Raw genomic sequence first — 24,305 nt, 5'->3', positions numbered from 1 at the left:
CCTTAACCCATGGGTCCGCCGCCCATGCCACCGGGCATACCGCCGCCCATGCCGCCCATGTTTCCGCCGGGCATGCCGCCGCCCTCAGAAAAATCAGGCCGGCCTTCAAACTCCTGACTATCCTCGCCCTGGCTGGTAGTCTCGCCGCCGGAGGGGGCGGACTGCTGATAGCGGGTAAAGACCTCTACGTCCTCTTCCACACCGGAGAGGATGCGGACGTACTGGCTGTTGGACACACCGGTCTCCACCGGCACAGCGTAGAAGCCATCAGGTACCACACCTTCCTCCAGATCCACCGCGTTGTCCGGGCGGCTGTCCGCCTTCACAAAGAGGCAGGTGCCCTCGCTGGTACTCTGAAGGGCGGCGATGGGGGCCAGAACTCCTTCCGACTCGTCGCCAACGGTGATGGTATAGGATACATTCACCCCGGCGGAAAGGGCTCCTTCACTGGGAATGGTGATGGTAATGGGGAAATAAGCTACGCCGTTGGTATTGGTGGCCTCATAGCTGATGGCAGTCACGGTGCCGGTGTAGTGGGTGTCGGTCTCCGCTCCGGATTGGGTGATATCCACCTCCATGCCCATTTCAATGCTGTCGATATCCAGCTCGTCGATGTTGGCGGTAATGGTCATGGAGTCCATGTTGTAGAGGGTCACCGCCGTCTGACCGGCCTGCCGGGGGTTCTCTCCCTCCTGCACGCCCACCATAATGATCTTACCGGAGATTTCCGCGGTGACGTTGTAATCCGCCCGTTTCTCCTCCGCCTGGGTGATCTTCTCCTGCGTCTGCGTGATTTTGTCCTGAGTCTGGGTGATGCTCTTGTTCACAGACTCCACCTGCTTCTCCAGATCCGAGCCGTCAATAGAAAAAAGCACCTTGCCTTTAGACACAGACTCATAATCAGAAACGTTGACGGCGGTCAGCTCTCCACTGGTCTCCGCCACGATGTCCTTGCTGGCGTAATACTCCAGGGTACCCTCCACTGCAGGGTAGAGTTTTTCTCCGCTGTCGGCCACCAGATAGCCGGCGCCGCCCATACCCTCGGACAGAGCGCCGGGATTATCCACCGTCACCGTCACGGCAAAGCAGCGGGTGCCTTCGGAGGTGACCCGGTCCACCTTCTTGATTTCGGTAACGGTACCCTCGAATGTATTCATCAGGCTGGCTACCGAAATGCCCGCCTTCATACCCACATAGACCTGATCCTCATAGGCATAGCTGAAATATTGAGTCAGGATCATCTTGCTGTCATCCACCAGGGTAGCCAGCTTGGTACCGGTATTGACGCTGTCTCCCACATCTACTGACACATCAGTCACCCGACCGGCAAAGGGAGCAGTCACCGACAGGGCCGCCATAGTCTCCTGCAGGTCGGCCAGCTGGTCCTGCGCGTCGGACAAAGTGTTCTCCAGCTCGGTGATTTCATCCTGATAGCCTTCGATCTCCTCATCCAGCTCACTGGAATCCTGGGTGTAGAGCAGATCGCCTTCCGCTACGGTATCTCCAGCGGAGACATAGACGGCGGTGATCTCACTGTCTGAAGCGGTGGTATAAGTCACGCTGTCTGCCGGCATGGTAGTGCCGGTGCCCTCAATGGTAGTGGACAGACTGCCGTAGGTGGTCCGCTCTGTCAGGGCCGTCCGTTCCTCGCCGGTAAAGAACAGCACTTTGATGCCTACTCCGGCCGCCGCCGCCACGATCACCAACCCCACCAGAAGGATCACCCGTTTCCGGGTCAGCTTCCGGCGGGGTTTGGCCGATACCGGCGGGCTTCCTTCAGTGTCCGCCTTTCCCTTTTTTACTGCTAAGAGCTGCATGCATGCGTCCTCCCATTCTGTTCCTGTTTCCGGGACAGTATAGTTCCGCAAGCTGAAATTACCCTGAAAAAGCATCCATGGAAATTGTTAACACTCTGTAAAACCTTTTTTCTTTCGGATCCGCTATACTTTTTTCAGACAAATTTCAGGATGACAGAATATCATGGAAAAAACCGTGATGAAAGGAATTTTACTATGCGGATCTTGATCGTGGAAGACGAACGGCGGCTGGCGGAGGCCCTGGGGCAGATCATGGAGGAACAGCGCTATCAGGCCGACCTGGTCTATGACGGGGCCGACGGGCTGGACTATGCCCTCACCGGTCAGTATGACGTCATTATTCTGGACGTGATGCTCCCCAAGGTGGACGGCTTTGAGGTGGCCCGACGGCTGCGCTGCGCCCATGTATCCACCCCCATCCTGATGCTCACCGCCCGGGATGAGATGCCCGATAAGATCGCCGGTCTGGACCACGGCGCCGACGATTACATGACCAAGTCCTTTGACATTGGTGAGCTTCTGGCCCGGGTGCGCGCCCTCACCCGCCGACAGGGCGAGGTGATCGGAGAACAGCTTCTGGTGGGAGACCTGACGCTGGAGCTGTCCACCCGCTGTCTGCGGCGGGGTGAAAAGTCTGTGCGGCTGGGCTTTAAGGAGTTTGATGTGCTGCGGCTGCTGATGAGCCATTCCCACTCTGTGGTTCCCAAGGAGGATATTATTTCACGGGTGTGGGGTCTGGAGTCAGACGCGGAGGACAACAATGTAGAGGTGTACATCTCCTTTCTTCGGAAAAAGCTGCTTTATCTGTCCTCTTCTGTTACCATCGGCACCGTTCGGAAGGTGGGCTACTATCTGGAGGCGCCGTCGGAATGATACGGAAGCTGCGGCGAAAGTTCATCCTCATTAACCTGCTGCTGGTCGGGCTGGTACTGACTGTAGTGTTCGTTCTATTGGTGGCCTCCAACGCCCGCAGGCTCTGTGATCAAAGCGATGCGGCTATGCGCATGGCCCTAAACTGGCAGGACGGAGAGAGCCCTCGCTTTGAGATCGGCAGCCCGCCCCCCGATCGGGTCCATCAGGATGATGGAGGCCGCTTCAGCATGGTCCCGGTCTTCGTAGTGACCATAGGGGACGGCATCGTCACCTCCGTCAATGACGGTGGTCAGGTGGAGGTATCGGAGGAAACGGCGGAATTGGCAGCTGAGTTGGCTCTGGACATCGGCACGGAGCGGGGTGTGCTGAATACGCTCCATCTGCGGTTTCTTCGTGAGGAGCGCCCGGACGGCACAATACAGATTGCCTTTGCCGACCAGAGCTGGGAAAGCACTTCGCTGCGGACCCTGATCCTGAGCTGTCTGCTGATCTGGCTGCTGGCCATGACGGCCTTCTTTTTCGTGGGACTGTTTCTCTCCGGTCTGGCCCTGCGGCCCGCGGAAAAGGCATGGAAGCAGCAGCGGCAGTTTGTTGCGGATGCCTCCCACGAGCTGAAAACACCCCTCACAGTCATCCTGGCAAACACCGGCATTGTGCTGGCCCATCCGGAGGATTCCGTATCTGCCCAGTCCAAGTGGCTGGAATACACGCAGGAAGAGGCACGGCAGATGAAGGGGCTGGTGGAGGACCTGCTCTTCCTGGCCAAATCCGACGCGGCCAGGCAGGAGATTCGTACCAGCGAGGTAGATCTGAGTGAGTTGATCCAGGGCTGTCTGCTGCCCTTTGAGCCGGTGGCCTTCGAGGCCGGTGTCCAGCTGGAGGCCCGGGTGGACCCAGGCCTTACCCTTACCGGAGATGCAGGGCAGCTGCGGCGGCTGGTGCGCATTTTACTGGACAACGCGGTCAAATACGCCGGTGAAGGCGGCGCGGTGGAGGTGACCCTGGCAAGGCAGCAGGACAAGCTGCGGCTTACCGTCCGCAATACCGGCGAACCCATCCCGCCGGAGCACCTGCCCCATCTGTTCGAGCGCTTTTACCGGGCGGACGCCGCCCGGGATCGGGCACAGGGCGGCTACGGATTGGGACTGGCTATCGCAAAGGCTATTACAGAACATCACCGGGGCAAGATCTCGGTATCCAGTTCTTCGGAGTCCGGAACCATATTTACCGTTATCCTGCCTCGAAGCGCATAAAGAAAAAGGCGTCTGCCTGTCGTTCAGACAGGCAGACGCCTTTCGTTTTATTTCTTAGTAGTTGACAGCCCGCAGCTCAAAGTAGGCCTGGGGATGGGCGCACACGGGGCACACCTGGGGAGCCTCTTTGCCGAAGTGGATGTGGCCGCAGTTGCGGCACTTCCACATATACTCGTCGCCGCGCTTGAAGACCATGCCCTCGTCCAGGTTCTTCAGCAGAGTCAGGTAGCGCTCCTCGTGCTCCTTCTCAATCTTCAGCACGCCCTCAAACAGGAAGGCCAGCTTCTCGAAACCCTCTTCCCGGGCAGTGTCAGCCATCTCCCGGTACATCTGGGTCCACTCTTCGTTCTCGCCAGCGGCGGCGGACTTCAGGTTGGCAGCGGTGTCACCGATGCCGCCCAGCTCCTTGAACCACAGCTTGGCATGCTCCTTCTCGTTGCCGGCGGTCTCCTCAAAGATGGCCGCGATCTGCTCGTAGCCTTCCTTCTTGGCCTTGCTGGCAAAATAGGTGTACTTGTTGCGGGCCATGCTCTCTCCCGCAAATGCCTTCCACAGATTAGCTTCAGTCTTGCTGCCCTTGAGTTCCATATAAAACGCCTTCCTTCCTATTTTTTATTTGATTCGATTAGCCTTCGCCCTTCCAGAAGCCATGGAGGTTGCACAGCTCATAGGCCGTAACCTTCTCGTCGCCATAGACAAAGGTCTTCAGCTCCGGCTTCTCGCCGGGCTTGGGGAACTTCAGAACCACGGTATCCTCGGTCACAGCGGCGATCAGAGGAATGTAGTGCTCCGGCAGCATGGGATGCTCCACGCTGCCCACCTTCACGGTAACGGAATTGCCGCTGCCGTGGGCGTTCTTCTCCACCACGGGCACGTGCTTCTCCAGAGCGCCGTCGGTGGTGTTGGGCACCAGCTCCTCCATCTTCTGACCGCAGCAGAACAGGGGCACGCCCTTATCCACCGCCTTGAACGCAATGTTACCACAGTGAGCGCAGCGATACAACTTAAATTCCATAAAGATTACCAACCTTTCTGATTCATTCTTATCTTTGTCCCGTTCCCGGGTATTTATAACAATATTTACTGGAGATTCTTACATTTGACGCATGTGCCGCGGAATAAAACCTCATGTCCGGTCACATCGTGTCCGCTGGCCAGAAGGGCCTTTTCATCCAATCCGGCGTCATAGGGCAGGTCCAGATCATAGACCGCACCGCAGACCTCACAGCAGAAATGGGGGTGGGCAGCGGTGTTGTAGTCATACCGCTCCACCGGAAAGGCCATCCGGGTAATCGTCCCCTCGTCTGCCAGCAGATTCAGATTGCGGTATACTGTTCCCAGGCTCAGATTAGGATTCTCCGGCTTGAGCCACTGATATACCATCTCCGCCGTGGGATGCTCCGTGGTATGCTTCAGAGCTTCAAAAATCAGCTCCCGCTGTCTGGAGTAGCGCTTTCCGTTCATATTCCACCTCTCTTTCAATCGTTTATAAACAGTAATCATTACTGTTATTGATATAATAGCAGATTTTTCTTTTAGGCGCAAGTGTTTTTTTCAAAATAGGCAAAAAAGCCGTCCGTTATCATTAAACGCACAGAGACTCAAGTGAGTCGGCTGTGCGTTTTTTCTTCACCAAGGCCGTTACGTCCGTCGAGTTCGAGCAGACCCTCGCTATGGAGGCCGACGCCATGCCGACCAAGGCCCTCGTCAACATTCAGGGCAATTTCCCGGCCGGCTGCACGCTTCAGGTCTGGATCTGCAACAACGGCAACGACGCGAGCCCGACGTGGGAGGACATCACGCAGAAGGCCCGCACCGGCCAGAAGCACTATTTCACCAACCAGACCAAGACGGCCGCAGCATGGGGCGTCAAGGTCAAGGCCAAGCTGCTCCGCGGCTCTGCTACGGAGACCTGCTACATCCAGTCGATCGGAGGTAACTTTGCATGATTAAGCACAGAGCCGACAGCATCAAAAAGCTGAACGACGAACAGGCCGCAGAGGCCAAGAAGGACAAAACCATCGCCGAGCAGGCTGACACCATCGAGCTGCTGAAGGGCTGCATCATGGAGCTGGCCGACGTGGTCTACGGCGACGGAGGGGAGGTAACAGCATGAGCAAGATCGTCGAGCTGTACGTCAGGGAGCTGACCCGCGAAGGCTCCACCATGACCATCAACGACGTCCCGAAGAAGCTGCGCAAGCAGGTCGAGGACGCCATCGCTGCCATCGAGGCAGCCGCAAACGCTGGCACCGCGAAGGAAGGGGCGAGCGAATGATCGCCCGGGCCCTCGCGTGGCTATTATTAAAAATTGCAGGAAAGGAGGAGCGTGAAATGCTGGTACGTCTGTATGCAGGCGAGATCATCATGGGCCGCATCACCGAGGACAACGTCCCCGCGAAGCTGAAGGCCCGCGTGCACAAGTATCTCGTCGACATGGGCTACTTCGACGACGTCGAGGAGTAAGCCCAACAACAAGGAGGGCCGCGTCCTGCGGCCCTCCGGCTTTTATGAGGTGACACAATGATCGAAATCAACATCGGCGCGCTCGTCGTCCTTATGGGGATCCCGACGGCCGTGACCGGCTTCTGCTTCTGGATGCTCGAGCACAGGATCCAGAAGCGCGAGAAGCAAAAGGAGGCCGAGGAGGCCAAACGACAGAAAGAGGCAGCGGCCCGAGAGCGTGCCCGTGAAGATCTCCAGATCATCACCATTCAGGGCACGTCGGCAGCCATCGCCCTCGGCGAGGCGACGGCCCGGGCCGTGCAGCGCATCCCTGACGCGCATTGTAACGGGGATATGCACGCGGCCCTCGACTACGCTGCCAAAATCAAACACGCGCAGAAGGACTTCCTCACCAGTCAGGGGATCCACGCGATCATCGACTAAGGAGGTGAGCAGCATGGCCGCAAAGAAGCGCCGGCGCAAGCGTAAAAAGAAAATCGAGGCGAGCAAAAAGCTCGCATACTGGGCGGCCAGCGTGGCGACGCTCAGCGCAGCCAGCTCTCTGCTGCTCTCTGCCTTCGGGCGCGACCCGGTCGGTGAGCTGACCGGCACCATCTTCACCGCCTGCGTCGGCTATCTAATCACATACGCCGGCAAGAGCCTCGGCGAGAAAATCAGCCGAAACCGCCACGGGCTCGACGCCGACGGCAACCCGCTCCCGGATCCGTCCGGGGACACTCTCAACAATGAGGAGGCAAAGGGATGAACACCATCGACATCACACCCATCGTCAACGCAACCCTCGCCCTGATCGGCGCCGGCGTCAGCGTTTTCCTGATCCCGTGGCTGAAGAAGCAGACCACCGAGGCACAGCGCAAGGAGCTGACCGCGTGGGTAAAGATCGGCGTCGCTGCCGCTGAGCAGCTCTACGTCGGACAGGGCCGCGGCGAGGAGAAGAAGCAGTACGTCCTCGACTTCCTGAAGCAGAAGGGCTTCAAGGTCGACGAGGAAAGCGTCGTCAACGCGATCGAGGCAATCGTCAAGCAGCTCAACACTGAGGGCCTGACCATCGAATAACGGAGAGGGCGGGCTCCGGCCCGCCCTTTTCTTGCTTGTAAAGGAGGTAAACCCATGAAAAACCAGAACACCGACGACATCAAGCTGAAGCCCGGCGAGACCATCACAGACGAGACTCTCGACGAGCTGACCGGCGGGAAAGGAGACGACAATGAGTAACAGCCCTCTGGTGGTCTACACCAAGCTCAGCCCGAACCACTCGGGCAAGCGCACCAAGAAGATCGACACCATCACGATCCACTGCATGGCGGGCAACTGCTCCGTCGAGACCTGCGGCAACCTGTTCGCAAGCTCCTCGAGGCAGGCGTCCAGCAACTACGGCATCGGCACCGACGGCCGGATCGCCCTGTACGTCGACGAGGCAAACCGCTCGTGGTGCACCTCGTCCAACGCCAACGACCAGCGGGCCGTCACCATCGAAGTCGCCAACAACGGCGGCGCGCCTGACTGGCCCGTCTCCGCGAAGGCATACGCCGCGCTGCTGGATCTCGTGACCGACATCTGCAAGCGCAACGGCATCAAGCGCCTCGTCTGGTCGACCAGCAAAAACGATCGCGTGAACCACCTGAACGGCTGCAACATGACCGTGCACAGGGACTACGCGAATAAGAGCTGCCCGGGCGACTACCTCTACAACCGCCACGGCCAGATCGCGGCCGAGGTCAACAAGCGCCTCGGCGTCAAGGATGCAGGCGGCAGCACAGGCAGTCAGACCTCGGGCGGCACTACATCCGGCCTGAAGGTCGGCGACGTGGTCGACTTCAAGGGCACGCAGCACTACACCAGCGCAGCAGCCAAGGACGCCAAGACCTGCAAGCCCGGCAAGGCCACCATCACGGCCGTCGCGGCCGGCAAGGCGCACCCGTACCACCTGAAGGCAATCAGCGGCGGCGGCTCCACCGTTTACGGCTGGGTAAACGCTGCGGACATCTCGACCGGCAGCACCGGCACGGCCACGAGCTACCGCGTGCGGACGACGGCCGACGTGCTGAACATCCGTAAGGGCCCCGGCACCAACTACGGCGTCGCCGGCCAGATCAAGGGCAAGGGCATCTACACCATCGTCGCCGAAGCCGCAGGCCCCGGCGCGACCAAGTGGGGCAAGCTCAAGAGCGGCGCGGGCTGGATCTCTCTGGACTACGTCACGAAACTCTAAAACCGCATAGAAAAGCAGAAACCCGCCCGGAGATCCCGGGCGGGCTTTTTCTGTTATGTAGGGCTTTACTCCTCGGCGTCAGGATCCGGCGCTTCACCGGCAGCGGCGAGATCGGCCTCTGTGGGCCGGAACCGCAGTACACGGCCCTCGGAGTCATAGAAACCGCCGAGCAGGATGGTGAAAATATCGACCAACCAGCCGATCCCGCAGGCCCCGGCCGTCAGCAGCCAGATGACGCCTGTGCCGGTTTTCCCGACATAGAACCGATGGACACCGAAGAAGCCGAGAAAGATGCACAGCAGCAGCGCCACCGTCTTGCTTTTCGGCGACGTCGGCCGCTGCGCTGCGGGGACGCTGACCGCGCCCTGCTGCGCGCCGGACTTCCCGCCGGAGCTCGTCGTATATGACAGACCCGTCCCGGGGATCCCGACGGTCGTGTGGCTTTTCCCCGTCGTGCTGACCGTGTGCTTCAGACCCTTCGGGCCGAAGCTGATGCTCGCGCTCTTTTTGTTCAGGTTTACCCGGACACCCGGGGCCACCTTAAAGCTGCGTCTAAACCTTGTACCCATGCTTTTCCCTCCTATGTGCGCTTTTTAGCGTTTAGTCATCTTTGGCATAATATTACCACGCCAAAACTGGTAAAGTCAATATTGCATAGTCATCTTTAGCATAAAGGGAGGCGAGGGCTGCGAAAATATACAAACCAGACGGCAGGTGCAACATCTCCGGGGAGAGAGTCAGGGAGGAGCGGCTGCGGGCAAACCTGTCACAGGAACAGCTCGCCTACAAGCTCCAGATCATCGGGCTGGACGTCACGCAGAAGGTCATCAGCCGGATCGAAAACGGCAGCAGAGTCGTCGCTGACTACGAGCTGTACTATCTGGCGACCGCTCTCGGCACCACCATCAACCACCTGCTCGGGAAAGAATGAGAAAACCGCACGGCAGCGACGCCGTGCGGCTTTTTTTGTGGAAAAACGCGGGAAAATGTTGAAAATCTGCCGAATTATGCTTGACATTATAGAGCAAATGCTCTATAATATAATCACAGGCAAGGGATAGCCGAGTACAGAAAGAAAGGAGAGCAAAACCGCGGAAAGGAGGCAAAGCCGTGGATGCTGAGCAGATGAAAAAACTGCTCGAGCTGCTGGAACAGGCTCTAAAGTGTGAACAGGTTGCCACCATTACGATCACAATAAAGCCGAACCAAAAGCCCAAGCAGTAAGGTCGAAGGACGGCGGGAAAAATCCCGCCCGCCGTTCCTTTTCATTATAACCACGAAACCACGGCAAAGTCAAGCGGGAGGAACAACATGGACATCTCGATCAAAGTGACCTACAAAAGCGAGGGGCTGCAAAAGCTCCGCAAGGCTGCCGGCCTGTCTCAGTCTCAGCTCGCCGATCTGGCCGGGATAAAGGTGCAGGTGCTCCAGCAGTACGAGCGCGGCGCCCGGGACATCAACGGCGCGAAGCTGCCGACGCTGCTGAAGATCTGCAACGCGCTGGAGTGCAGGCTGGCCGACATCATCACAGACGAGGAGACGCTCGAGCTCCTGAAAAAGTACGAGGAACACTGACACACAGAAGGGGCGGCCGGCGGGCCGCCCCTTTTCTTTTATCACGGAGGGGAACACAATGGGACAGCACTGGAGCCATCTGACGCCGACCAAGCGCATCCAGCTCGACGCCTTCATCCGCGCAGGAATGAAGCCGACAGACATCGCCAAAGAGCTCGGCGTCCATCATACGACCATCTACCGGGAGCTGAAGCGGTGCACCTATGAGCACCTCAACAGCGACTACACCACCGAGACCAGATACAACCCCGAAGGCGCACAGGCCCGCTATGAGGCCAACCTCCGCGCCAAGGGGCCGGAGCTGAAGATCGGCAACGACTACGAGCTGGCCGACTACCTGATCGCCAAGATCCGCGACGAGAAGTACAGCCCGGAGGCTGCGATCGGCGAGGCTGAGGTCAAGGGCTGGCCCTTCAAGACCCACATCTGCGCAAGCACCGCTTACAACTACATCCGCGGCGAGATCTTCGGCGACGAGCTGACCGTCTCCATGCTGCCGCAACACGGCAAGCGCCACCAGCCAGAGCGCCCGGCCGGATCCATGCCCCGCAAGCCTGCCGGCCGGAGCATCGAGGATCGCCCCGAGCATATCAACGACCGCAGCACCTTCGGTCACTGGGAGATGGACAGCGTCGAAAGCTGCCAAGGCGTCAGCAACACCTACATCGTGATGACCGAGCGGAAAACGCGCTGGGAGCTCATTATACCGTCGCCGGACAAGACGGCCGCCAGCGTCGTCGCTGCGATTGACGGGCTCGAGGCCAAGTACGGCGACCTGTTCCCGAAGGTATTCAGATCCATCACCTGCGACAATGGCTGCGAGTTTGCCGACGCCGCCGGGATCGAGCGCAGCATCACCGGCCGAGGCCCTCGCACCGAGGTCTACTACTGCCACCCGTACCGGCCGAGCGAGCGCGGATCCAATGAGAACCAGAACGGTCTCATACGTCGGCACCTGCCGAAGGGCACCGACCTGAGCACGGTCTCCTACGAGGAGACCAAGCGGATCGAGGACTGGCTGAACAACTACCCCCGCAAAATGTTCGGTTATCTGTGCTCCGAGCAGCTTTTCCGGGAAGAAATCGCCCTCATTCTGGCCTCATAAAAAATATTTTTGCTTTTTTGTGCATTTACTCTTGACAAACGGCAAAATAGGCAAAAAATTTTTGCATAGTTTTCTTTTGTCCGCCCACACTAACTTTTGCAGCCCATTGAAACAACAGGAGGACCGAAATGAAACGGAATTTGACTTTTCTTGTATTGGCCTTTGCTCTGATGCTCCCGCTGGCGGCCTGTAAGCCCAATGTGCCCGAGACCGTCAGCCCCACGCCTATGATCTCCTCCAGTCCCATGCCGGAGGTCACCTCCACGCCCGAGGGCATCATGGACGATATTGGCGAGGCCGGAAAGGATATCGCCGACGGTATCGGCGACGCAGCCAAGGATGTGACGAACGGTGTAAAGAACGCCGTGCGCTGACGGAAAACTTTTCCTTATGCCGTCGGTATCCTCTTGACAACGGGGTACCGACGGCGTATACTTATCCCGTCAATTGAATCAGATCTTCAGGGCAGGGTGAAAGTCCCTACCGGTGGTATAGCCCACGAGCCGTAAGGCATGATTCGGTGTGATTCCGAAGCCGACAGTACAGTCTGGATGAAAGAAGATCGTTGCCATGCAGGATATTTATTCTGCGGACTTTGCGATTGCTCTGGTATGTGAAAACATCCCAGAGTTTTTTGTTTGCACAGAAGCTGTTTTGTGCGGCCTTTTTGATTGCCCTGAACAAATGGTTCAGGGCAATTTTTGTTTTTTGGAGATGATGCCATGGAGGACCGGGACTATATGGCTCTGGCCCTGGAGCTGGCCAAACGAGGGGTAGGCTGGGCCTCCCCCAATCCCATGGTTGGGGCGGTGATCGTAAAAGAAGGCCGGATCATTGGACAGGGCTGGCACGAGAAATGCGGTCAGCCGCACGCCGAGCGCAATGCCCTGGCCGCCTGTACCGAATCCCCCCAGGGGTCTACGATATACGTTACCCTGGAGCCCTGCTGCCACTACGGGAGACAGCCCCCCTGCACCCAGGCAATTCTGGACGCAGGCATCCGTCGGGTGGTGGTAGGCTCGGGTGACCCCAACCCTCTGGTGGCGGGCAAAGGGCTGGCCCTGCTGCGGCAGGCCGGCGTGGAGATCACAGAGCACGTACTGGAAGACGAATGTGTGAAGCTGAATGAGGTTTTTTTCCACTACATCCGTACCAAACGCCCCTATGTGGTGATGAAATATGCCATGACCCTGGACGGCAAGATCGCCGCCTATACCGGGGACTCCAAATGGGTCACAGGCGCGGAGGCCCGGGCCCATGTCCAGCAGCTGCGCCACCGATATACCGGCATTATGGTGGGGATAGGCACCGTGCTGGCTGACGATCCACTTCTCACCTGCCGTATCCCCGGCGGGCGAAACCCAACGCGCATCATCTGTGACACCCAGCTCCGCACTCCTCTTACTGCCCAGGTGGTGACCACCGCCAAGGACTCCCCTACCCTGCTGGCCACCTGCTGTACAGACCCGAAGAAGCGAGCGGCCTATGAGGCGGCAGGCTGCCAGGTGCTGACCGGTCCGGAGCGTGACGGTCACGTGGACCTGAACTGGCTGATGGATGAACTGGGCCGGCGGGAGATCGACAGTATCCTGTTGGAAGGCGGCGGCACCCTGAACTGGGCGGCTTTGGAGCAGGGTATCGTCCAGAAAGTGCTGACCTATATTGCGCCCAAACTGGCAGGAGGAAAGGAAGCCAAGACCCCGGTGGAGGGGACCGGAATTTCGCTGATGTCTCAGGCGATCCGGCTGACGCACAGCACTGTCACACAAATTGGTGAGGATTTTCTCATAGAAAGCGAGGTGGTCCCGGATGTTCACGGGAATCGTTGAAGAGATGGGCCAGGTGGAGGGCATCCAACGAGGGCGTCAGTCTGCCATACTCACTATCCGGGCCAAAACGGTGCTGGAGGGCACCAAGATCGGAGACAGCATTGCGGTGAACGGTGTTTGCCTGACGGTCACTACCCTCTCCACCGACCGGTTTACCGCCGATGTGATGCATGAGACGTTGGATCGCTCCTCCCTGGCGCAGCTCAAGCGCGGGAGCGCCGTCAATCTGGAGCGGGCCATGGCTGCTGACGGCCGGTTCGGCGGACACATCGTGGCCGGACACATTGACGGCACCGGCCGGGTCGCGGAGGTACAAAAAGATGACAACGCCATCTGGTACACCATCCAGGCCGCACCTCAGGTGCTGCGGTACATCGTGGAAAAGGGCTCCATCGCCGTGGACGGTATCAGCCTGACGGTGGCCCGGGTGGAGGACGACCGGTTCGCCATCTCCGCCATCCCTCACACGGTGGCGCAAACCGTGCTGCGGGACCGCAAGGAAGGGGATCTGGTGAACCTGGAGACCGACATCATTGGCAAATATGTAGAGAAACTGCTCAAGCCCGCCCCGGAAGCCCGGGCGTCCGGCGGGATCACCCTGGATTTTCTGGCCAGGAACGGATTTTAAGCGAGGAGGACGTTAATTATGGAAGAATTGTTCTGTACAGTCGAAGAGGCGCTGGAGGAACTGCGGGCAGGCCGCATCATCATCTCCATCGACGACCCGGACCGGGAAAATGAGGGCGACATGATCTGCGCCGCCCAGTTTGCCACCACAGAGAACGTCAATTTTATGGCCATGCATGCCAAGGGCCTTATCTGCACCCCCATGAGTCAGGAGCTGGCCGACCGGCTCCAGCTGGAACAGATGGTGAAGGTCAACACCGACAACCATCAGACTGCTTTCACTATCTCCATCGACCACGTCAAGACCACCACCGGCATCTCCGCCGAGGAGCGTGGCTTCACCTGCCGGATGTGTGTGGATCCGTCCACCCGGCCGGAGGACCTGCGCCGTCCGGGCCATGTGTTCCCGCTGGTGGCCCGCCGGGGCGGCGTGCTTACCCGCAACGGCCACACCGAGGCCACGGTGGATCTCTGTCGGCTGGCCGGTCTGGCACAGTGCGGCCTGTGCTGTGAGATCATGCGGGACGACGGCACCATGATGCGCACCTCCGAGCTGCTGGAAAAGGCCAAAGAGTGGGGTCTGAAGATCATCACCATCAAGGCTCTGCAGGACTACTGCCGCCTCCACGACAAGCACGTGGTGCGGGAGGCTGTGGCAGAAATGCCCACCCGCTACGGCCAGTTCCGGATCTACGGCTACACCAACGACCTGACCGGGGAGCACCATGTGGCTCTGGTGAAAGGCGACATTGGGGATGGACAGGATGTGCTCTGCCGGGTCCACTCCGAGTGCCTCACTGGAGACGTGTTCGGCTCCTGCCGCTGCGACTGCGGTCAGCAGCTGGCCGCGGCCATGATGCAGATCGAGAAAGAGGGTCGGGGTGTGGTCCTCTACATGCGGCAGGAGGGCCGTGGCATCGGCCTTATCAACAAGCTGAAGGCATATGCCCTCCAGGAGAAGGGCTTCGACACCGTGGACGCCAATGTGGAGCTGGGCTTCGCCCCCGACCTGCGGGAGTACTGGACCGGAGCGCAGATCCTGCGGGATCTGGGCGTGCGCACCATGCGGCTGCTGACCAACAACCCGGACAAGGTCTATCAGCTCTCCGAGTTCGGCCTGGAGATCACCCAGCGGGTGCCCATCCAGATGGACGCCAATGACTACGACCTGTTCTACCTAAAGACCAAGCAGGAACGGATGGGACACATCCTTACTTATTAAATAAATGAGAGGAGATCTTATTATGAAGACATTTGAAGGAAAACTGGTATCCAGCAACATCAAGGTGGGCATCGTGGTGGCCCGGTTCAACGAATTCATTACCTCCAAGCTGCTCAGCGGCGCCATGGACGGACTGCTGCGTCACAATGTAAAGGAAGAGGACATCCAGGTGGCCTGGGTCCCCGGTGCCTTTGAGATCCCCCTCATCGCCTCCAAAATGGCCAAGAGCGGCAGGTACGACGCGGTGATCTGCCTGGGCGCTGTCATCCGGGGCTCCACCAGCCACTATGACTATGTGTGTAACGAGGTGTCCAAGGGCATTGCCGCCGTCTCCCTGGAGACCGGCATCCCGGTGATGTTCGGCGTCCTCACCACCGAGAATATCGAGCAGGCCATTGAGCGTGCCGGCTCCAAGGCAGGCAACAAGGGCTCTGAGTGCGCCGAGGGCGCCATCGAGATGGTCAACCTGATCCGGGAAATGGGCTGCTGAGCCTCTTTCCGCAACAAAAAAATGGCCGCCAATTGGCGGCCATTTTTGTTATCTGTTGACTTGATAGACGCAGTGCCCGCCCGCATAGGTGGCGAGGACGGGGATGTCTCCGATGGAGTAGGGATCAACCTCAAAGGGATTGCCTCCCAGCACCACAAAGTCTGCCAGGTAGCCCGGCGCGATGCGGCCCTTGCTGTCCTCCTCAAAGGTGGCGTGGGCGCTGTGGATGGTGTAGCTGTCGATGGCCTGCTGCACCGTCAGGGCCTCTTCAGGCAGATAGGGCCCCACCCGGTCCTTCAGAGTACGGCGGGTGACGGCGCACTGGATGCAGGCCAGGGCACGGGGCAGCTCCACAGGGCAGTCGGTGCCCGAGGAAGTCCACACACCGGAATCCATCAGCGTGCGGAAGGCGTAGCTAGTAGCGGCCAGCTCAGGACCCACCCGCTGCTCCACCATGTGAATATCATAGTCCAGGAAAATGGGCTGGACATAGGCGTGCAGGTGGAGGGAGGCAAAGTCCGCCAGCTGATCGGGGCGAGTGATCTGGCAGTGGACCACGCCGTGGCGGTGGTCGTCCCGGGGATGCTCCGCCAGAGCCTTCTTGTAGGCGCTGAGGACCCGGTCCAGGATTCCGTCGCCGATGGCGTGGACTGCCACCTGCATACCGTGGCGGTTGGCGCAGCCGATAAGATCATCAAACTGCTGCTGGGTATAGATGGGGATACCACGATAGCCGGGCTTGTCGGCATAATCCCGGCTGAGATAGGCGCTGCGGGCGCCCAGGGAACCGTCGCCCAGGATCTTCAGCGGACCGACCTTTACCCACTCGTCGCCCCAGCCAGTGTTGTAGCCCTCGGCCAGGAAGCCTTCCAGATCCTCCACCGTGGTGAGTTGGGCCTGCTGGGCCATGCGCACGGTCATCTTGCCCTCCGCCTCCAACTGGCGGTAGGCCTCCATGATGTCATGCCAGTCCACGTTGGCAAAGGCGGTAAAGTCGTCGGTCTGGCAGGAGGTGACGCCGTAGGAATTGAGATGAGCCTGGGCGTCCAGCAGCATGGCCTTCAGCTCTTCTACGCCGGGACGAGGCAGCTTTTCGTAGACCAGGTCCATGCCGTTCTCCCGGAACACACCGTTGGGCTGGCCATCCTCTCCCAGTTCAAAGCAGCCGCCCTCCGGCTGGGGGGTGTCCGCCGTGACGCCGATCAGCTCCAGCGCCTTGGTATTTACCACGCAGGTATGGCCGCAGGTGCGCACGATGCACACGGGGTGCTCGGTACTCACCTTGTCCAGATCATGCCGGTTGGGGAACCGGGGCTCGTCGGTGAAATAATCGTGGTTCCAGCCTCTGCCCCGCACCCACTGGCCGGGAGCAAAGCCCTTCTCCTTCAAAAAGGCCCGCATGGTGTCCAGCACCTGGGCCAAAGATCCAGTATTGGAGGACAGGTCGGCCACCTGCAGGGCATAGCCGTAGTTGAGCAGGTGCATGTGGGAATCGTTGAAGCCGGCGCAGACGAACTGCCCCTGCAGATCAACCGTCTCCCCGCCCTCTTCCGCCAGGGCCATGGCCTCCTGGTTGGTGCCGACAAAGACAAATCGGCCATCCTCCACAGCAAAGGCCTCCGCAAGGGGCAGACTACCGGTATACACCTGCCCGCCGTAATAAATGGTTCGCATGATGATACTCCCTTCCTGCACGGACGGCGGCCGGGGCGGCAATGCCCCGGCCGAACTGTCCTGTATCTTACTGCTTCTGTGCTTTTTCCGCTGCCAGCGCAGCCTTTACTTCGGGCTTGTCCTCGTAGAAGATGACCGCGTCGGGAAGCACCTCGCCGATGTGCATGTACCGGGCCTTGTAGTCCTTCAGCAGCTTGAAGTACTGGCCGGACAGGATCAGGATGACCGCCACATTGATAAAGGTGGGGATGCCGCTGGTGATGTCCACCAGGGTCCAGATGCTCAGGTCGCCCACATAGATCAGGTACAGGGTGAGCACAAAGGGCGGCACAGCGTAAAAGTACTTGAACACGATGAGCAGGTACTTCTTCACGTTGGGATGGTTCTTGGCCAGGTGACGGAGCACCGCCTCGTAGTAGGCATACCAGCCGCCGGAGGTGGTGACAGAAAAGACGATCATGATGAGGGTCAGCACAACGGTACCGAAGGCACCGAAGTTATTGGTAAAGACGTTAAGGGCCAGGGTAGCGTTGGTGGCGCCGCTGGTCCACTCGCCGGACACCAGCACCGTCAGTGCGGTGATGGTACATACGATGAAGGTGTCCACAAACACCTCGAAGGAGCCCCAGAGGCCCTGCTCAATGGGGTGGCGGGTCTTACTGGAGGCGTGCACCATGGGGCTGGAGCCCCAGCCGGCCTCGTTGGAGTAGACGCTGCGGGCCATGCCGGTAGAAATAACCTGAGCCACCGTGGCACCTGCGAAACCACCCACAGCGGCGCTGCCGGTGAAAGCCTGGCTGAAAATAGCACCCAGAGTGGGCAGGATGTTTTCATAGTGCATCACAATGATGACCAGGCCCAGGATCAGATAGGACAGGCTCATGACGGGCACCAGCTTGGTGAGGATCTGACCCAGCTTCTTCACGCCGCCCCAGATCATCACATAGAGGATGCACACGATGATGAGGGCTGCAATGGCCTGGGGGATGCCCAGAGACTGGGCCACCACCTCAGAGGTGGTGTAAGTAGAGGCGCTGATGAAGAAGGTGGAGAAGATGCCGATACCGAAGATAAAGGCCAGCGGCATCCACAGCTTACCCCAGTGGCGCTCCTCACCCAGACCCCGCTCCATGTAGTAGGTCGGGCCGCCGTAGGGGACGCCGTTTTCATCGGTACGGCGGTAGTACACCGCCAGCGACACCTCCACCTGCTTGATGAGCATGCCCAGGAAAGCGGTCAGCCACATCCAGAACACCGCGCCGGGGCCGCCGGTGGTAACAGCGGTGGCCACGCCGGCGATGTTACCGAAGCCTACCGAGCCGCCTACGGCGGTGGCAATGGCCTCATAGGGCGTCAGCAGGCCCTTCTCCTCACCGGGCTCTTCATCATGGTGAAACAGACGGCCAAGCGTACGGTGAAAGATATAGCCCAGATGACGTACCTGAAAGAACCCCGACCTTATGGTAAAATACGTACCCGTGACGATCATCAAAATGATGAGGGGTGGACCCCAGATGAAATTGTTCAGTGCGTTCAGAAATTGGCTCATAGTTGAAAACCTCCCATATTGTTCTCAATACCAGCACAATTCCGTTGGAACGCGAAAAAAAAGACCGTAACGCTGGAATTTGCATTACGGTCCCTTGGCCTATACTCGCAAACACCAATAGCGCCATCACTTATACAAGTGAGAGTGTGCAGTCTGTTAGGCTGCACCCCAACAACGCCTTCGCTGCCGCATCAGGCGAAATTTCGGCGGAATACCCTTTTCCGACGGGGTCCTGGGCCGGCAGGCCTCACCCGGCGGTACTCTTGCAGTCCGCGCCTCTATTGTGCGGTATTCGATTGCCCATTATCATAGCCCACCCCAGTTTCTCTGTCAACCCATTTTTGAGAGAATATCCTATTTTTTGTATTTTCATACAAAAATTATTTTCGGATCGGGACTATAATATTTCAATTCAGCCTCGTTTTTTCTTGGGGCGGGCGTTCTTTTTGGGTTTGGCAGCTGCCCAACCCGCCTTTTTTACCGGGCGGGCTTTCTTTTCCGGACGGCTGGGCCGCTCCGGCTCCTTCCCCTTCCGGCGGGGCTCTCCCTCCGGCTTCCGGCTGGCAGGACGCAGGAGACATTCCTTGCCGTAGCCGATCAAATCCTCCCGGTGGGCCACATGGAGGGCCTCCCGCACCAGAGGGCGCTTTTCAGGCCGTTTCCACTGCATCAGCGCCCGCTGCATGGCCTTCTCGTGGGGGTCCTTAGGCACATACACCGGCTGCATGGTGCGAGGATCGATACCGGTATAGTACATACAGGTGGACAGGGTGCCGGGAGTGGGATAAAAGTCCTGCACCTGCTCCGGCTGGCGGCCCGACTTGTTCAGCCACTCTGCCAAGCGCACCGCGTCGGCCATAGTACAGCCGGGGTGGGAGGACATGAGATAGGGCACCAGATACTGCTCTTTTCCGTACTTCTGGTTGAGCCGTTCATACTTCTGCCGGAACTTTTCGTATACCGCAATATGAGGCTTGCCCATGTAGTCCAGCACACCGTCCACACAGTGCTCCGGGGCCACCTTCAGCTGACCGGAGACATGATACTTTACCAGTTCGGCAAAAAATTCGCCGCTCTTGTCCTGCATCATATAGTCGAACCGGATACCGGAGCGGATGAATACCTTCTTTACGCCCGGCACCGCGCGGATCTTCCGCAACAGGGTCAGATAATCGGTGTGGTCGGCGTCCAGGTTGGGACAGGGCTCTGGGGCCAGGCAGGCCTTTCCACGGCACAGGCCCGCCTTCATCTGCTTTTTGCAGGCCGGACGGCGGAAGTTGGCGGTGGGGCCGCCCACGTCGTGGATATAGCCCTTGAAGCCGGGATGATGGGTCAGGGCCTCCACCTCACGGAGCACACTCTCATGGCTGCGAGAGGTGATGATCCGCCCCTGGTGGAAGGCCAGGGAGCAGAAGTTACAGGCACCGAAGCAGCCCCGGTTGTGGGCCACCGAGAAGCGCACCTCCTCGATGGCGGGCACACCGCCCATGGAGTCGTACATGGGGTGGGGCTCCCGGACGTAGGGCAGCTCAGCCACAAAGTCCAGCTCCGCCGTGGTCAGCGGCATGGCGGGAGGATTGACGATGAGCAGCTTGTCCTCATGGCGCTGGAGGATGGCCTTCCCCCGCACCGGATCATGCTCTTCATACTGGATCTGATTGGCCACCGCATACTGCCGCTTGTCAGAACGCACCTGCTCAAAAGAGGGACACTCCACCATGGGATAGGCACAGTCTGCGGGTGTTTTCCCGATAAAGGCAGTTCCCTTTACATCCTTGATCTCTCCAATCGGCGTGCCAGAGGCCAGGCGGGCAGCGATCTCCTTCGTGGCGGTCTCTCCCATGCCATACACCAGCAGGTCGGCCTGGCTGTCAAACAGCACCGAGCGGCGCACCTTGTCCTCCCAATAGTCGTAGTGGGCAAACCGCCGCAGAGAGGCTTCCAGGCCACCGATGACCAAAGGGATATTGCCAAAGGCCTCCCGTACTTTATTGGAATAGACAATCGACGCCCGGTCGGGCCGCAGGCCGGCCTTATTCCCCGGGGAATAGGCGTCGTCATGCCGACGCTTCTTGGCCACGGTATAGTGGGCCACCATGGAGTCAATATTGCCGGCGGAGAGCATCACACCCAGGCGGGGGCGACCAAGGGCTGCGAAAGATTCCGCCCTGCGCCAATCCGGCTGGGCCAGGATAGCCACCCGGTACCCTTCCGACTCCAGAAGCCGGGAAATGATGGCCGGGCCGAAGGAGGGGTGATCCACGTAGGCGTCGCCGGTAATGATAAGAAAATCATACCAATACCAGCCACGCTCCTCCATATCTGCCTTGGAAACGGGAAGAAATGCGTTCATATTACCTCGATCCGTCCGCGTCAAAGCCGATGTACTTTTCCATCAGATCCAGCGGCACGCCGCCGGCTCCCTGGACCTCCTCGACCTTCACGAACCCATATTTTTTATAAAACCGCTGGGCAACCCCATTGTCCGGTGCGCAGCGCAGCCGGAGACGATCCCGTCCCAGAGGACGGTAGGTGGCCACTGCCTGACCGATGAGCTGGACGCCCAGCCCCTTCTTCCGGTAGTCGGGCGCCATGTACACAAAGGGTATGTAGCCAATTCTCTGGTCAGCCCAGCGCTCCAGATCCATCTGGAGGACGCCGGCAAATTCCTCCCCCAGCATGGCGGCCATTACCGCCTTTTGGGGATCCTGACTCCAGCACCGCAGAGCGTCCTGCTGGAAGCCTTCACTGTCGCAGGGGATCTCGTCTCCGCGGATATCCCGCCAGGCATCCGCCCGGGCAGTCCGGTAGCATTCACCTTCCGCCTCCATGTCCAGAGGGCGGAACCACAGGTTGGCGTCGGCCAAACTGCTCTCCCGGGACTTCCACCACTTCTGGCGGGCCAGGGTAGAGATTTCCTCTGGCAGGTGAGAATTATCGTTCTCAAACACCAGACGGCAGATGCCGTGCTCGTCCACCGTCAGGCAGGTGACACCGGTGTTGTCGCTGTGGCCCAGACCGTCCATCTCGCCCGGTCCCAGACCGCGGATGGCGGCCTGGAGGCAACGGATGGCGGTACCGTGGGAGAACAGCGCCACCGTCTGGTCCGGGTGCTTCTCCGCAATATCCCGCACCGCGTCCAGCATCCGTTTCTGCACCTGGGCAAAGGTCTCGCTGCCTTCTACCTGGAACTTGGGAGAGCTGTGGTTGAATTCATACAGCCGCTCCCCGTCCCGGTGGGACAGCTCGCCCCAGGGCACATCCTCCCACTCCCCTACGCCGATCTCGCGCAGATCGGAGCGGGTATGCAGCTCCAGGCCGTGGGAGACATAGATGGCCTTGGCGGTGGTCATAGTACGGAACAGATCGCTGGAATACACCGCGTCGATGGGAATATTGTCAAACCGCCCCCGCAGAGCGGAGATCTGCCGGTAGCCGTTGTCGGTGATCAGGCTGTCATACCAGCCATGGACACGGCGATACAGGTTTCCCTCCGCTTCCGCGTGACGGATGAGGTAAATTCTTGTCATGTTAATACCTGCTCTCTTTGGGATTCACATGCCCTGTGAGCTCAGAGCATGTAGGAAGAGAGGGCGTCCTGTACCACGCCCTCAAAGGATTCCGCCGCACCCCAGTCGAAACGGAACAGGCCTTCACCGCCTCCGCCGCCGATGGTATGTACCCGGGTGCGGCCGCTGAGGTTGTCGACGGTAACAGTGAGGGTCAGGCGGTTACCCGCCCGCCAGTAGTGCTTTTCATACACCATCACCGCACACTTCAGGCCGTTGGGGCCCTGGAGCACATAGTGATCCAGCAGTTCGCCGGTAATGCTGCCATCCACGATGGCGCTGTGAATCAGGTCTCTGCACTGCTCCATGGAACAGGATACATAATATGTGCTCTCCATTGCCCTTCCTCCTTCTTTACCAGGGGCGCACACCGCCCGTCAGGTCAGATACTTTGTCAAGGCCCTGCTTGGCGGCGATCTCCGCCAAACCTTCCCGGACCTTGATGGGCGCATAGGGATCGGCAAAGCAGGCGGTACCCACCGCCACGGCAGAGGCGCCCGCCAGCATCAGCTGGGCCGCATCCTCCCCCTTGGCCACACCGCCCATGCCCAGGATAGGCAGGTCAACCGCATTGGCCACCTCCCACACCATCCGCACTGCCACAGGCAGCACGGCGGGGCCGGACATGCCGCCGGTGTTCATCTTCAGGATGGGACGGCGGGTATTCACATCGATCCGCATGCCCCGCAGGGTGTTGATGAGAGACAGGGCGTCCGCCCCGGCATCTGCTACTGCGCGGGCAATTTCGGTGATGTCGGTGACGTTGGGAGAGAGCTTCACCATCACGGGGACGGTGGCGTGCTCCTTGGCCATCTTGGTGACCTCGGCGGCCAGCTCCGGCTTGGTGCCGTAGGCCAGACCGCCGGCCTTCACGTTGGGACAGGAGATATTGACCTCGATCATATCCACCCCGGCCGCCGACAGCTTTTCGCACATGATGCCGTACTCCTCCGGCGTGTTGCCGGAGATGTTGGCGATCACCGCCAGGTCGTGCTTGCGCAGCTCGGGCAGTTCATGCTCGATGAAGGCGTCCACACCGGGGTTCTGGAGGCCCACGGAATTGAGGATGCCCATGGGGGTCTCTGCAATGCGGGGTGGCGGATTGCCCTCCCGGCGATGAAGGGTCAGGCCCTTGGCACAGATGCCGCCTAACTCGCTGAGGTCATAAAACTCACCGTACTCCCGGCCGAAACCAAAGGTGCCGGAAGCCACCACGATGGGATTTTTCAGACGTACGCCCGCCAGCTCGACGGACAGATCCACCTTAGACATTCCAGTCCACCTCCTTGGCGTCAAATACCGGGCCGTCCTTGCACACATGCTTCATGGTGCCGTCGGCCATTTGGATGGCGCAGCCCAGGCAGGCACCCACGCCGCAGGCCATCCGCTCTTCCATGGAGACCTGGCAGGGCACACCGTATTCCGCCGCCACCTTGGCCACGTTTTTCAGCATGGGCTTAGGGCCGCAGGCCAGAATAGCTGTAAAGGATTTATCCTGTTCAAGGATGCCTTTCACCTGGGCGTCCACAAAGCCATGGCGCCCAAGGCTTCCGTCATCCGTGCAAAGGTATACCTCTTTACAGGCCTCCTGATACCGGTCAGCCAGAATCACCCGGTCGGCTGAGCGGAAACCCAGCACGGCCACGGTGTTTTCATGGAAGGCTTCGGCATAACCCAGCAGAGGCGGTACACCGATGCCGCCACCCACCAGCAGGTAGCGTCCGCCGTCTTCCACGGTAAAGCCGTTGCCCAGGGGGCCCAGCACATTGACCTGATCCCCAACCTTACGCTGAGCCAGCCAGCGGGTACCCTCACCCTTCACCTCAAAGATAAGGGCGGCGGTGTTCTCCGGCTCATCAGGCACGACACAGGCCACAGAGATGGGGCGGCGAAGGAGAAGCCCCTCGCCGCAGGCCACGTGGAGGAACTGTCCGGCACGGAGCCCCTGCTCCTCCACCATCTTCCCCACTTCCAGGGTCATCCAGTAGGTACTGTCGTTGAGAGGAGTCATCTCTACGACCTTACAGAGCTGTTCGATGGGCATG

Annotated in this window: 30 protein-coding genes and 2 riboswitches; of the genes, 18 read left to right on the top strand and 12 right to left on the bottom strand. The window is 59.5% G+C overall.

What is annotated here, in order from left to right; all coding sequences use genetic code 11:
• Positions 1-2: 2 nt before the first annotated feature.
• Positions 3-1,817 carry an efflux RND transporter periplasmic adaptor subunit gene (locus ACTNB1_RS01135; protein WP_441167443.1) on the bottom strand — a complete coding sequence of 605 codons (1,815 nt, stop codon included), beginning with the start codon at positions 1,815-1,817 and terminating at the stop codon, positions 3-5.
• 195 nt (positions 1,818-2,012) lie between these two features.
• On the opposite strand from ACTNB1_RS01135, the gene ACTNB1_RS01130 reads away from it, so the two are divergent.
• Together ACTNB1_RS01130 and ACTNB1_RS01125 are read left to right on the top strand one after the other, a co-directional pair.
• Entirely contained in the window at positions 2,013-2,690 is a 678-nt protein-coding gene (locus tag ACTNB1_RS01130) for a response regulator transcription factor (protein WP_441167442.1), read from the top strand.
• Complete coding sequence (locus tag ACTNB1_RS01125; protein ID WP_441167441.1) at positions 2,687-3,943, top strand: sensor histidine kinase; 1,257 nt, start codon at positions 2,687-2,689, stop codon at positions 3,941-3,943. Before ACTNB1_RS01130 ends, ACTNB1_RS01125 begins: the two co-directional genes overlap by 4 nt.
• A 54-nt stretch (positions 3,944-3,997) precedes the next feature.
• On the opposite strand, the gene rbr is transcribed toward ACTNB1_RS01125, so the two are convergent.
• The 3 genes from rbr to ACTNB1_RS01110 all read right to left on the bottom strand — a co-directional run bounded on the left by rbr (position 3,998) and on the right by ACTNB1_RS01110 (position 5,407).
• Entirely contained in the window at positions 3,998-4,531 is a 534-nt protein-coding gene (rbr, locus tag ACTNB1_RS01120; protein ID WP_441167440.1) for a rubrerythrin, read from the bottom strand.
• Between the two features lie 37 nt (positions 4,532-4,568).
• Positions 4,569-4,958 (bottom strand): desulfoferrodoxin family protein, encoded by a 390-nt coding sequence (locus tag ACTNB1_RS01115; RefSeq protein ID WP_441167439.1) that lies wholly within the window; start codon positions 4,956-4,958, stop codon positions 4,569-4,571.
• Positions 4,959-5,023: 65 nt separating this feature from the next.
• A complete protein-coding gene (locus ACTNB1_RS01110) occupies positions 5,024-5,407 on the bottom strand; it encodes a Fur family transcriptional regulator (RefSeq protein WP_441167438.1) in 384 nt (127 codons plus the stop codon).
• A 224-nt stretch (positions 5,408-5,631) separates the two neighbouring features.
• Here ACTNB1_RS01110 and ACTNB1_RS01105 point away from each other — a divergent pair, with 224 nt between their 5' ends.
• The 8 genes from ACTNB1_RS01105 (at position 5,632) to ACTNB1_RS01070 (ending at position 8,620) form a co-directional block, all read left to right on the top strand.
• Positions 5,632-5,892: a hypothetical protein gene (locus ACTNB1_RS01105; protein ID WP_441167437.1), complete on the top strand. Its 261-nt coding sequence runs from the start codon at positions 5,632-5,634 to the stop codon at positions 5,890-5,892.
• The gene (locus tag ACTNB1_RS01100) at positions 5,889-6,059 is read left to right on the top strand and encodes a hypothetical protein (RefSeq protein ID WP_278985075.1); all 171 of its coding nucleotides are present in this window, start codon (positions 5,889-5,891) and stop codon (positions 6,057-6,059) included. The genes ACTNB1_RS01105 and ACTNB1_RS01100 overlap by 4 nt, the downstream gene beginning before the upstream one ends.
• On the top strand, positions 6,056-6,220 hold the full coding sequence (locus ACTNB1_RS01095) for a hypothetical protein (RefSeq protein ID WP_008981403.1): 165 nt from the start codon (positions 6,056-6,058) through the stop codon (positions 6,218-6,220). The genes ACTNB1_RS01100 and ACTNB1_RS01095 overlap by 4 nt, the downstream gene beginning before the upstream one ends.
• 56 nt (positions 6,221-6,276) lie before the next feature.
• Entirely contained in the window at positions 6,277-6,408 is a 132-nt protein-coding gene (locus tag ACTNB1_RS01090) for a hypothetical protein (RefSeq protein ID WP_020989839.1), read from the top strand.
• A 57-nt stretch (positions 6,409-6,465) separates the two neighbouring features.
• Positions 6,466-6,831, top strand: coding sequence for a serine/threonine protein kinase (locus ACTNB1_RS01085; protein WP_195495660.1), 366 nt, complete (start codon positions 6,466-6,468; stop codon positions 6,829-6,831).
• 13 nt (positions 6,832-6,844) lie between these two features.
• The gene (locus ACTNB1_RS01080; RefSeq protein ID WP_020989838.1) at positions 6,845-7,153 is read left to right on the top strand and encodes a hypothetical protein; all 309 of its coding nucleotides are present in this window, start codon (positions 6,845-6,847) and stop codon (positions 7,151-7,153) included.
• Positions 7,150-7,464: a phage holin, LLH family gene (locus ACTNB1_RS01075; RefSeq protein WP_330047228.1), complete on the top strand. Its 315-nt coding sequence runs from the start codon at positions 7,150-7,152 to the stop codon at positions 7,462-7,464. The genes ACTNB1_RS01080 and ACTNB1_RS01075 overlap by 4 nt, the downstream gene beginning before the upstream one ends.
• Before the next feature lie 151 nt (positions 7,465-7,615).
• Positions 7,616-8,620, top strand: coding sequence for an N-acetylmuramoyl-L-alanine amidase (locus ACTNB1_RS01070; RefSeq protein WP_441167436.1), 1,005 nt, complete (start codon positions 7,616-7,618; stop codon positions 8,618-8,620).
• A gap of 65 nt (positions 8,621-8,685) precedes the next feature.
• Here ACTNB1_RS01070 and ACTNB1_RS01065 read toward each other — a convergent pair whose 3' ends face one another.
• Positions 8,686-9,189 (bottom strand): DUF4236 domain-containing protein, encoded by a 504-nt coding sequence (locus ACTNB1_RS01065; RefSeq protein WP_441167435.1) that lies wholly within the window; start codon positions 9,187-9,189, stop codon positions 8,686-8,688.
• A 125-nt stretch (positions 9,190-9,314) separates the two neighbouring features.
• Here ACTNB1_RS01065 and ACTNB1_RS01060 point away from each other — a divergent pair, with 125 nt between their 5' ends.
• The 8 genes from ACTNB1_RS01060 to ribH all read left to right on the top strand — a co-directional run bounded on the left by ACTNB1_RS01060 (position 9,315) and on the right by ribH (position 15,468).
• A complete protein-coding gene (locus tag ACTNB1_RS01060; protein ID WP_441167728.1) occupies positions 9,315-9,551 on the top strand; it encodes a helix-turn-helix domain-containing protein in 237 nt (78 codons plus the stop codon).
• Positions 9,552-9,931: 380 nt separating this feature from the next.
• Positions 9,932-10,195, top strand: coding sequence for a helix-turn-helix domain-containing protein (locus tag ACTNB1_RS01055; protein WP_008981396.1), 264 nt, complete (start codon positions 9,932-9,934; stop codon positions 10,193-10,195).
• A 58-nt stretch (positions 10,196-10,253) separates the two neighbouring features.
• Positions 10,254-11,300, top strand: a complete 1,047-nt coding sequence (locus ACTNB1_RS01050) for an IS30 family transposase (protein ID WP_441167434.1) — start codon at positions 10,254-10,256, stop codon at positions 11,298-11,300.
• Positions 11,301-11,428: 128 nt separating this feature from the next.
• Positions 11,429-11,674 (top strand): hypothetical protein, encoded by a 246-nt coding sequence (locus ACTNB1_RS01045; protein ID WP_441167433.1) that lies wholly within the window; start codon positions 11,429-11,431, stop codon positions 11,672-11,674.
• A gap of 78 nt (positions 11,675-11,752) precedes the next feature.
• Positions 11,753-11,867: riboswitch (FMN riboswitch) on the top strand.
• A gap of 155 nt (positions 11,868-12,022) precedes the next feature.
• On the top strand, positions 12,023-13,129 hold the full coding sequence (ribD, locus tag ACTNB1_RS01040) for a bifunctional diaminohydroxyphosphoribosylaminopyrimidine deaminase/5-amino-6-(5-phosphoribosylamino)uracil reductase RibD (RefSeq protein WP_441167432.1): 1,107 nt from the start codon (positions 12,023-12,025) through the stop codon (positions 13,127-13,129).
• A complete protein-coding gene (ribE, locus tag ACTNB1_RS01035) occupies positions 13,110-13,757 on the top strand; it encodes a riboflavin synthase (RefSeq protein WP_441167431.1) in 648 nt (215 codons plus the stop codon). The genes ribD and ribE overlap by 20 nt, the downstream gene beginning before the upstream one ends.
• Positions 13,758-13,775: 18 nt before the next feature.
• Positions 13,776-14,978, top strand: coding sequence for a bifunctional 3,4-dihydroxy-2-butanone-4-phosphate synthase/GTP cyclohydrolase II (locus tag ACTNB1_RS01030; RefSeq protein ID WP_441167430.1), 1,203 nt, complete (start codon positions 13,776-13,778; stop codon positions 14,976-14,978).
• A gap of 22 nt (positions 14,979-15,000) precedes the next feature.
• Positions 15,001-15,468, top strand: coding sequence for a 6,7-dimethyl-8-ribityllumazine synthase (ribH, locus tag ACTNB1_RS01025; RefSeq protein ID WP_441167429.1), 468 nt, complete (start codon positions 15,001-15,003; stop codon positions 15,466-15,468).
• 48 nt (positions 15,469-15,516) lie between these two features.
• Here ribH and ACTNB1_RS01020 read toward each other — a convergent pair whose 3' ends face one another.
• The 7 genes from ACTNB1_RS01020 to ACTNB1_RS00990 all read right to left on the bottom strand — a co-directional run bounded on the left by ACTNB1_RS01020 (position 15,517) and on the right by ACTNB1_RS00990 (position 24,304).
• Positions 15,517-17,142, bottom strand: a complete 1,626-nt coding sequence (locus ACTNB1_RS01020; protein ID WP_441167428.1) for an amidohydrolase — start codon at positions 17,140-17,142, stop codon at positions 15,517-15,519.
• Positions 17,143-17,209: 67 nt separating this feature from the next.
• Complete coding sequence (locus tag ACTNB1_RS01015) at positions 17,210-18,691, bottom strand: alanine/glycine:cation symporter family protein (RefSeq protein WP_441167427.1); 1,482 nt, start codon at positions 18,689-18,691, stop codon at positions 17,210-17,212.
• Positions 18,692-18,801: 110 nt separating this feature from the next.
• Positions 18,802-18,980: riboswitch (Lysine riboswitch) on the bottom strand.
• 123 nt (positions 18,981-19,103) lie between these two features.
• The gene (locus ACTNB1_RS01010) at positions 19,104-21,044 is read right to left on the bottom strand and encodes a YgiQ family radical SAM protein (RefSeq protein ID WP_441167426.1); all 1,941 of its coding nucleotides are present in this window, start codon (positions 21,042-21,044) and stop codon (positions 19,104-19,106) included.
• 1 nt (position 21,045) lies between these two features.
• Positions 21,046-22,221, bottom strand: a complete 1,176-nt coding sequence (locus ACTNB1_RS01005) for a GNAT family N-acetyltransferase (RefSeq protein ID WP_441167425.1) — start codon at positions 22,219-22,221, stop codon at positions 21,046-21,048.
• A gap of 41 nt (positions 22,222-22,262) precedes the next feature.
• Complete coding sequence (locus tag ACTNB1_RS01000) at positions 22,263-22,598, bottom strand: DUF6054 family protein (protein WP_441167424.1); 336 nt, start codon at positions 22,596-22,598, stop codon at positions 22,263-22,265.
• A gap of 16 nt (positions 22,599-22,614) precedes the next feature.
• Positions 22,615-23,532 carry a dihydroorotate dehydrogenase gene (locus ACTNB1_RS00995; protein ID WP_441167423.1) on the bottom strand — a complete coding sequence of 306 codons (918 nt, stop codon included), beginning with the start codon at positions 23,530-23,532 and terminating at the stop codon, positions 22,615-22,617.
• Positions 23,525-24,304 carry a dihydroorotate dehydrogenase electron transfer subunit gene (locus ACTNB1_RS00990; RefSeq protein WP_441167422.1) on the bottom strand — a complete coding sequence of 260 codons (780 nt, stop codon included), beginning with the start codon at positions 24,302-24,304 and terminating at the stop codon, positions 23,525-23,527. Before ACTNB1_RS00990 ends, ACTNB1_RS00995 begins: the two co-directional genes overlap by 8 nt.
• Between the last annotated feature and the right edge of the window lies 1 nt (position 24,305).

It is taken from the genome of Flavonifractor sp. HCP28S3_F3 (assembly GCF_052065355.1).
Taxonomy (GTDB): Bacteria; Bacillota; Clostridia; order Oscillospirales; family Oscillospiraceae; genus Flavonifractor.
This window is presented reverse-complemented; position numbering and strand designations above follow the sequence as displayed.

Excerpts from the sequence above, each read along its gene's own strand:
- ACTNB1_RS01055 (WP_008981396.1), top strand. The coding sequence starts at position 9,932 with ATGGACATCTCGATCAAAGTGACCTACAAAAGCGAGGGGCTGCAAAAG.
- ACTNB1_RS01135 (WP_441167443.1), bottom strand. The coding sequence starts at position 1,817 with ATGCAGCTCTTAGCAGTAAAAAAGGGAAAGGCGGACACTGAAGGAAGC.
- ACTNB1_RS01065 (WP_441167435.1), bottom strand. The coding sequence starts at position 9,189 with ATGGGTACAAGGTTTAGACGCAGCTTTAAGGTGGCCCCGGGTGTCCGG.
- ACTNB1_RS01010 (WP_441167426.1), bottom strand. The coding sequence starts at position 21,044 with ATGAACGCATTTCTTCCCGTTTCCAAGGCAGATATGGAGGAGCGTGGC.
- ACTNB1_RS01115 (WP_441167439.1), bottom strand. The coding sequence starts at position 4,958 with ATGGAATTTAAGTTGTATCGCTGCGCTCACTGTGGTAACATTGCGTTC.
- ACTNB1_RS01000 (WP_441167424.1), bottom strand. The coding sequence starts at position 22,598 with ATGGAGAGCACATATTATGTATCCTGTTCCATGGAGCAGTGCAGAGAC.
- ACTNB1_RS01130 (WP_441167442.1), top strand. The coding sequence starts at position 2,013 with ATGCGGATCTTGATCGTGGAAGACGAACGGCGGCTGGCGGAGGCCCTG.
- ribH (WP_441167429.1), top strand. The coding sequence starts at position 15,001 with ATGAAGACATTTGAAGGAAAACTGGTATCCAGCAACATCAAGGTGGGC.
- ribD (WP_441167432.1), top strand. The coding sequence starts at position 12,023 with ATGGAGGACCGGGACTATATGGCTCTGGCCCTGGAGCTGGCCAAACGA.
- ACTNB1_RS01020 (WP_441167428.1), bottom strand. The coding sequence starts at position 17,142 with ATGCGAACCATTTATTACGGCGGGCAGGTGTATACCGGTAGTCTGCCC.
- ACTNB1_RS01105 (WP_441167437.1), top strand. The coding sequence starts at position 5,632 with ATGCCGACCAAGGCCCTCGTCAACATTCAGGGCAATTTCCCGGCCGGC.
- ACTNB1_RS01095 (WP_008981403.1), top strand. The coding sequence starts at position 6,056 with ATGAGCAAGATCGTCGAGCTGTACGTCAGGGAGCTGACCCGCGAAGGC.
- rbr (WP_441167440.1), bottom strand. The coding sequence starts at position 4,531 with ATGGAACTCAAGGGCAGCAAGACTGAAGCTAATCTGTGGAAGGCATTT.
- ACTNB1_RS01085 (WP_195495660.1), top strand. The coding sequence starts at position 6,466 with ATGATCGAAATCAACATCGGCGCGCTCGTCGTCCTTATGGGGATCCCG.
- ACTNB1_RS01125 (WP_441167441.1), top strand. The coding sequence starts at position 2,687 with ATGATACGGAAGCTGCGGCGAAAGTTCATCCTCATTAACCTGCTGCTG.
- ACTNB1_RS01045 (WP_441167433.1), top strand. The coding sequence starts at position 11,429 with ATGAAACGGAATTTGACTTTTCTTGTATTGGCCTTTGCTCTGATGCTC.
- ACTNB1_RS01030 (WP_441167430.1), top strand. The coding sequence starts at position 13,776 with ATGGAAGAATTGTTCTGTACAGTCGAAGAGGCGCTGGAGGAACTGCGG.
- ACTNB1_RS01080 (WP_020989838.1), top strand. The coding sequence starts at position 6,845 with ATGGCCGCAAAGAAGCGCCGGCGCAAGCGTAAAAAGAAAATCGAGGCG.
- ribE (WP_441167431.1), top strand. The coding sequence starts at position 13,110 with ATGTTCACGGGAATCGTTGAAGAGATGGGCCAGGTGGAGGGCATCCAA.
- ACTNB1_RS01075 (WP_330047228.1), top strand. The coding sequence starts at position 7,150 with ATGAACACCATCGACATCACACCCATCGTCAACGCAACCCTCGCCCTG.
- ACTNB1_RS01090 (WP_020989839.1), top strand. The coding sequence starts at position 6,277 with ATGCTGGTACGTCTGTATGCAGGCGAGATCATCATGGGCCGCATCACC.
- ACTNB1_RS01100 (WP_278985075.1), top strand. The coding sequence starts at position 5,889 with ATGATTAAGCACAGAGCCGACAGCATCAAAAAGCTGAACGACGAACAG.
- ACTNB1_RS01110 (WP_441167438.1), bottom strand. The coding sequence starts at position 5,407 with ATGAACGGAAAGCGCTACTCCAGACAGCGGGAGCTGATTTTTGAAGCT.
- ACTNB1_RS01050 (WP_441167434.1), top strand. The coding sequence starts at position 10,254 with ATGGGACAGCACTGGAGCCATCTGACGCCGACCAAGCGCATCCAGCTC.
- ACTNB1_RS00990 (WP_441167422.1), bottom strand. The coding sequence starts at position 24,304 with ATGCCCATCGAACAGCTCTGTAAGGTCGTAGAGATGACTCCTCTCAAC.
- ACTNB1_RS00995 (WP_441167423.1), bottom strand. The coding sequence starts at position 23,532 with ATGTCTAAGGTGGATCTGTCCGTCGAGCTGGCGGGCGTACGTCTGAAA.
- ACTNB1_RS01015 (WP_441167427.1), bottom strand. The coding sequence starts at position 18,691 with ATGAGCCAATTTCTGAACGCACTGAACAATTTCATCTGGGGTCCACCC.
- ACTNB1_RS01005 (WP_441167425.1), bottom strand. The coding sequence starts at position 22,221 with ATGACAAGAATTTACCTCATCCGTCACGCGGAAGCGGAGGGAAACCTG.
- ACTNB1_RS01070 (WP_441167436.1), top strand. The coding sequence starts at position 7,616 with ATGAGTAACAGCCCTCTGGTGGTCTACACCAAGCTCAGCCCGAACCAC.